The following is a 671-nucleotide window of genomic DNA, read 5'->3' as shown; positions in this document are numbered from 1 at the left end:
GTCCCGAGCCCCTCGGCGATGGCCTCGCGCGGCATCACGACCGCCATGCTGCGAGAGGCGCTGGAGCGCAACAACCGCAACGACGGCGCCGGCCGCGTCCGCGACGGCGAGGAGGCCCTTCTGGTCCGCGCCGAGGGTCGCATCCGCAGCCTGGAGGATGTGCGTGCCATCGTGCTCGCCGCGCGGCCGACCGGCGTGGTGCGCGTCGCGGACGTCGCCGACGTGCGCTTCGGTGCCCTGCCCCGCAACGGCGTCGTCACGCGCGACGGCGAGGGCGAGGCGGTCTGGGGCATCCTGCTGGGCTTGCGCGGCGTGAACGCGCGCGACGTGGTGGAGGGCGCCCGCGCCCGCATCCCCGACATCGAGCGAATGCTGCCCGAGGGCGTGCGGCTGGTCGTCTTCTACGACCGCGCGGATCTCATCGGGAAAGCCGTCTGGACCGTCCAGAAGGTGCTGTTGGAGGCCATCGCGCTGGTCGTGATCCTGCTGCTGCTCTTCCTCGGCAACTGGCGCGCGGCGCTGGTGGTGTCGCTGAGCCTGCCGCTCGCGGTGCTGGCCACCTTCGGCATCATGCGGGCCTACGGACTGTCGGCGAACATCATGTCGCTGGGCGGGCTGGCCATCGCCATCGGCCTGCTGGTGGATTGCGCGGTCGTCATCGTGGAGAACAC

Annotated in this window: 1 protein-coding gene; it reads left to right on the top strand. The window is 71.8% G+C overall.

Features of this window, described 5'->3' with window-relative positions:
- Window positions 1-671: efflux RND transporter permease subunit (locus AC1DWF_RS35095; RefSeq protein WP_476843083.1), on the top strand; the 671-nt coding region annotated here is incomplete at both ends.

It is taken from the genome of Aminobacter sp. P4_D5 (assembly GCF_056401815.1).
The sequence above is the reverse complement of the archived record's forward strand: the minus strand, read 5'-3'. Positions and strand labels throughout refer to the sequence as shown.